The organism is Synechococcus sp. R55.8 (assembly GCF_047461895.1).
Lineage (GTDB): Bacteria > Cyanobacteriota > Cyanobacteriia > Thermostichales > Thermostichaceae > Thermostichus.
In genome coordinates this window covers 1-5,595 of record NZ_JANSIB010000113.1, presented here as the reverse complement: position 1 = coordinate 5,595, position 5,595 = coordinate 1, and the positions used below count along the sequence as shown (strand labels likewise).

The following is a 5,595-nucleotide window of genomic DNA, read 5'->3' as shown; positions in this document are numbered from 1 at the left end:
TCTGAAAAGAACCTGGTCACCCCACTGCCTGAGCTGCCAAACTGGCAAGCAATCGCTCCCGCAAAATCGCCGTGAAACCACCCGTCGCCTCGATCCCCAACTTTCCCTCTGGGAAAAGGGCCGGGGGCGCGGGCCAGTCTTCTAGGAGAAAGGCTGGGGGTGAGGGCCTTAGTGGTGTGGAGCGCTTGCGCCTCCAGCACAGGACAGCAACGGGCCGTCTCAAACCTGCTTGGAACGACGACTTGGCAAAGGAAATGGTGGGCCAAAACAGCACCTCAACAGACCAGCTCAAGAGAAGCCTTTTTGTCCCTCTACTCTTGGGGATCCTTCTGCTCTGGCTCAGCGCTTGTGCCACGCCCACCCGCCCCCCCCATCTGGTTGCCACAGTGACTTCAGATCCCAAAACCTTCAACACCTATTTGGCCGCCGAAAGCTCCAGCCGCGACGCCATCGCCTACCTGGAGGCGGGCTTGGTCACCTTGGATGAGGATACCCTCTTGCCCAAACCGGAGCTGGCGGAAGGCTGGGAAGTGTCTGAGGACGGCTTGCGCTATGTCTTTACCTTGCGGGAAGGGCTGCGCTGGTCGGATGGAGAGCCCCTGACGGCAGCAGATGTGGACTTTACCTTCAACCGCATCATCTTCGACGAGCGGATCCCGACTTCTGCGCGGGATGTGAAGCGAATTGGAGAAGCCGGAGCATTGCCTCAGGTGCGGGCGCTGGACGAGCGGCGGATTGAGTTTGTTTTGCCGGAGCCCTTCGCTCCCTTTCTGCTGCAGGCCGGATCCCCTATTTTGCCCAAGCACATCCTCGAGCCCACCGTCGAGCAGTTGGACAGCCGGGGCAACCCCCTTTTCTTGCAAACCTGGGGTATCGACACGCCGGTGCAGCAATTGGTGGGGGCTGGCCCCTATGTCATGCAGGAATACACCCCTGGCCAACGGCTGGTGTACCGGCCCAACCCCTATTACTGGAAAGGGGAAGGGATCCCGCGCATTGAACGGGTAATCCTGCGCATTGTGGACTCAGAGGACACCGCGCTGCTGCAGTTTCGCTCCGGCGAGACCGACGTGTTTTCGGTGCGGGGGAGAGATTTTCAGCTCTTGAAGCGGGAAGAAGAACGGGATCAGTTCACCATCTACAATCTCGGCCAGACATTGAACAACAGTTTCTTTGCCTTCAACCTCAGCCGCGCCCGTAACCCCCAGACCGGGCGGCCTTTTGTGGATCCCGTCAAAAGCCGCTGGTTTAACGATTTGAACTTCCGCAGGGCGGTGGCCCATGCCATGAACCGGCAGTTTTACGTCGATAGCGTTCTGCAAGGGTTGGGCGAGATCCAGCACTCGGTTTTCTCCCCCGCCAGCCCCTTCTACCTTAGCCCCGAAGAGGGCTTGCCCACCTACGACTACAACCCTGAAAAAGCGCGGCAACTGCTCCTCGATGCCGGATACACCTATGATGCTGAGGGCCACCTGCGGGATTCCGAGGGCAACCGTGTCCGTTTCACCTTGCTCACCAACGCCGGCAACAATCAGCGGGAGGCCACCGGCGCGTTGATCAAAGCTGATCTGGAGCGGATCGGCATCACCGTTGATTTTACCCCCATCGCCTTCAACACCCTGGTGCAGCGCACCGATAGCCGCGACTGGGAAACCCTGCTGCTGGGCTTTGGTGGCGGCGGCACCGAACCCAACAACGGCTCCAACATCTGGCGCAGCGACGGCCGTTTGCACCTCTTTAATCTGGGAGATTTGCCCGGCAACCCGGCAGAAGGGGTTGAGGTCAGCGATTGGGAACGGGAGATCGACCGCATCTTTATCGAAGGGGTGCGGGAGCTAGACTTTGAAAAGCGCAAGGCCCTCTACGACCGGTTTCAAATCATCATCCAGGAACAGCTGCCCCAAATTGGCACTTTCAACCCCCTGGTTCTCTCAGCCCTGCGCAACCGCATTCAAGGGGTGGATCCCCGACCCATTCTGGGGCCATTGTGGAATTTGGATCAGCTCTACATTCAAGAGTAGAACTTCTGATGACGTGTCTGATGATGCATCTGATGATGTGGGATAGGGAGAGGCTGTCTGAACTGTTGAGTTGTGTCCCTATCGCCACATTTGGCAGGTGAAACTTAGTTGTAGGTTGTGTTGCGGATGTCTTGAATTTTGCAACTATTTCACCGTCAACTCCACGTCCCCCGCACTCCTGAGAATGTTGATCCCCACCCCTCCTGACTGCAGATAGAGACCGATGTCCAGGGATCCCTGGCCCACCTGCACATTCTCAAGGATGACGTGGGGCAGCCACAGGGGCAGAGTGGGCTTGGTCAAATGCACCCGTTGGGCCAGCCCGTCGATCTCCAGCCCCAGACAAGCCTGCAACAGCAAAAACACACTGGCCGCCGCCCAAGATTGGGGCAGACAGGCCACCGGATAAAGGGTGGGGCCCTCCCGCTGTCGCCGCCGAAAGCCACAAAACAGCTCAGGCAGCCGCTTCAGCTCCAGAAACTGGCTGGCATCGAACAGCGCTGTCAAGACCCGCACCGCTTCGCCCTTGAAGCCATAGCGAGATAAGCCTGCGGCAATCAAGGCATTGTCGTGGGGCCAGATGGAGCCATTGTGGTAGGACATGGGGTTGTAGCGCCCCTCTCCCTCCGGCACCGTGCGGATCCCCCAGCCGCTGAAGAAAGCTGGCTCCAGCAGTTGCCGGGCAATGCAGGCAGCATGCTCGGGATGGGCAATCCCCGAAAACAGACAGTGGCCCATGTTGGAGCTGCGCACCCGGCAGGGTTGCTTCTGGCCATCCAAAGCCAGGGCATAGCCCCCCAACTCTTCGCACCAGAAGTGATCCCAAAACTGCTGCTGCAGCTTTTCCGCTTGTTGTCGCAACTGGGCTGCTTGCTCTTGCCGCCCCAGCAGCTCGGCCATCTCTGCTGCCAACTGCTTAGCTTCGTAGGCATAGCCCTGCACCTCGCACAGGGCCAAGGGGGGTTCTGCCAGGGATCCGTCCGGGTAGAAGATGGCATCTTCAGAATCTTTCCAGCCCTGGTTGCGCAGGCCCCGCCGCGCCTTGCCGGCATACTCCAAAAAGCCGTCCCCGTCCGCATCCCCGTAAGTGTCCATCCAGTGCAGGGCTGCTTCGATGTTTGGCCAGAGCTGCCGCAACAGCTCTAGATCGCCGCTGCGGCGCACGTAGCGCCCTGCTAGCACCACAAACAAAGGGGTGGAGTCAATGCTGCCGAAATAATTGCCAAAGGGGATCTCGCGCGTCTTGGCCATCTCGCTGGAGCGCTGCTCATGCAGGATCTTGCCAGGCTCGGCATCGCGGCTGGGATCCACCTCCTGGGCCTGGTGGGCCGCCAGATACAGCAGCACCCCCCGCGCCAAGTCTGGAAACCACCAGAGAGTGGCCAGGGCGGTGATCAGGGCGTCGCGCCCGAAGACCGCGGTAAACCAAGGCACCCCCGCATAGGGATAAAGCCCGTAGGGAGTGCGGGTGAGCATCATCAGCAGATCATCCCGTGAGGCGTTGAGCCAATCGTTAAACTGAGCATTGCCGGTGTCGATCCGGTGGGCTTGCGCCCGCAAGGAAGCCCTTTGCTCCCGCTCCGCCTGCAGAGCCTCCTGGTAGGTCAAAGGGGCAATCTCCTCCCCGCCGTAGCTGCAGATCACCCTCAGCTCCAAATCCCGTTCCTCCTGCGGGGCCAAAGGCACCCACCACTGCGCCAGCTTCTCCGACACTAGCTCCGGCGCCGGCAAAAATTGCAACTGGGTTTGCCGCTCCACTCCATCCAAGCCGCGGTAGCGGAGAACCACTCCCTCAGGGTTCACCTGGGCCGGCAGCACTTGACCCCGCTGGGCCCGTCGGATGCCCCGGATCTCAAAAATATCGGCAAAGTCCGCCTCAAAGCGCAGGGTAATCGGCACGCGAAACGAGGCCGAGCCGTAGTTGTGAATGCGAATGCGCTCGTAGGCAACGTTGTTCCACAAAAAAGTAGTCCGTAAAACATGCAGAGTATCTTGACCGATAAACTGCCCCTCTGAGGTGGTGAACTCCGGGTTGGTCAGATCCACCGCCAAAATATCTTTGTCTTCCCGCACCTCTGAGCTGAGCAGCAGGAACTGCTTTCCCTGCAAGTCCAACACCCAGCGGGACAAAAAGCGGGTGTCGTCCCGGAAGAGGCCATGATCCCGGATGCCGAGGGGGCGCATGTTCCCTCGCCGGTCAAAGATGGCAAAGCAGTTGTCATGCTTGAGAACATGAGAGCGTGCCTCCACCCAAGAGGCGCTGGCCCGGATGTAGTACTGATCTTGAATTTGGATGATGTCTTCTGCCATCTCGGTCTTCTCGATCCCTATCCAGCCGGTCTCCTACGCGAACAGCTTACTGCTATCGGTCCACTCAAAGAAGGCGAAGAAGCAGGGGCCCCCCGATGCAGCCCAGCAGCCCTAGCTGCTACTTGGCCCATCTAAGCCTTATTAAGCTGCCTTCTTCGCGACATCTCCTGCCGCTCGTTCACCAGTTGGCGGTAGAGAGCCTCGTAGTCCGACACCATTCTTTCCACGCTGAACCGCTCCTCAAACACCTGCCGCACCCCGGCTCGGCTCAGGGATCCCACCTTCTCCACAGCCTCCACTGCTTCCTCCACCGAGTCGACAATAAAGCCGGAGCGCCTGTCGGCCATTACCTCGGGTACTGAGCCAAAACGGGTGGCAATTACCGGCGTGCCACAGGCCATCGCTTCAATCATCACCAGCCCAAAGGGCTCCGGCCAGCGGATGGGAAACAGCACCGCATAGGCCTTGCCCAAAAACTCGCTTTTCTCTTGGTCGGTGATTTCCCCTATGATCTCCACATTGGGGTGGCGACTGGCCAAAGGCTTAATTTCTAACTCGTAGTACTGGCGATCCACCGCATCGATCTTGATAGCAGCCTTCAGCGGCATCCCTGCCCGCGCCGCAATTTCAATAGCCGTGTCCAGCCCTTTTTCCGGGGAGACCCGGCCCAAAAAGGCCAGGTAGTCCCCCTTTTCTGGATAGAAACGGTGGAGATCCAGGGGCAAGCCGTGGTAGACCGTCCCCACCCAGCGGGCCTGGGGCAGCGGCAGCCGCTGGGCGTTGGAGATGGAGACCACCGGAATGTCCTGAAACTCGGTGTAGAGGGGCTGCAGCTCCGGAATGTCCAGTCGCCCGTGTAGGGTGGCCAAAAAAGAAACCTGCGGGTGGCGACGGGCCAGGGCATAGGGATAGTAGTCGATGTGGCCGTGGATAATGTCAAACTCGTCGGCCATCTGAAAGGCTTTCTCGACCATCAAAACATGAGGAGCCACTGTGTCGATGGCCGTGGGATCCAAACGCAAAGCCCGCTCCCGAAAGGGGATGAGGCGAGCCTGGGTTTGGGAGTCGCCGCTGGCAAACAACGTCACCTCATGCCCCCGCCGCACCAGCTCTTCGGTGAGCCAAGACACAACCCGCTCAGTGCCGCCGTAGAGCTTGGGGGGCACACTCTCATGCAAAGGGGCAATCTGAGCAATGCGCATAGCCATCCTCCACACCGAATCATCACTGCTTAACGAAAACTTCTGCTGGCGCTCCGCCGCCG

Annotated in this window: 3 protein-coding genes; 1 reads left to right on the top strand and 2 read right to left on the bottom strand. The window is 59.5% G+C overall.

Annotated features, from left to right (window positions below):
• Nucleotides 1-242: 242 nt before the first annotated feature.
• Nucleotides 243-2,021, top strand: coding sequence for an ABC transporter substrate-binding protein (locus tag NW829_RS10770; protein WP_414417059.1), 1,779 nt, complete (start codon nucleotides 243-245; stop codon nucleotides 2,019-2,021).
• A gap of 144 nt (nucleotides 2,022-2,165) precedes the next feature.
• Here NW829_RS10770 and NW829_RS10765 read toward each other — a convergent pair whose 3' ends face one another.
• Together NW829_RS10765 and NW829_RS10760 are read right to left on the bottom strand one after the other, a co-directional pair.
• Nucleotides 2,166-4,331, bottom strand: coding sequence for a glycogen debranching N-terminal domain-containing protein (locus NW829_RS10765; protein ID WP_414417058.1), 2,166 nt, complete (start codon nucleotides 4,329-4,331; stop codon nucleotides 2,166-2,168).
• 131 nt (nucleotides 4,332-4,462) lie between these two features.
• Nucleotides 4,463-5,595, bottom strand: a 1,133-nt coding sequence (locus tag NW829_RS10760) for a glycosyltransferase family 4 protein (protein WP_414417057.1), incomplete at its 5' end; no start/stop codon positions are given.

Bases quoted from the DNA above. Each gene is read 5' to 3' on its own strand.
- NW829_RS10765 (WP_414417058.1), bottom strand. From the start codon at position 4,331: ATGGCAGAAGACATCATCCAAATTCAAGATCAGTACTACATCCGGGCC.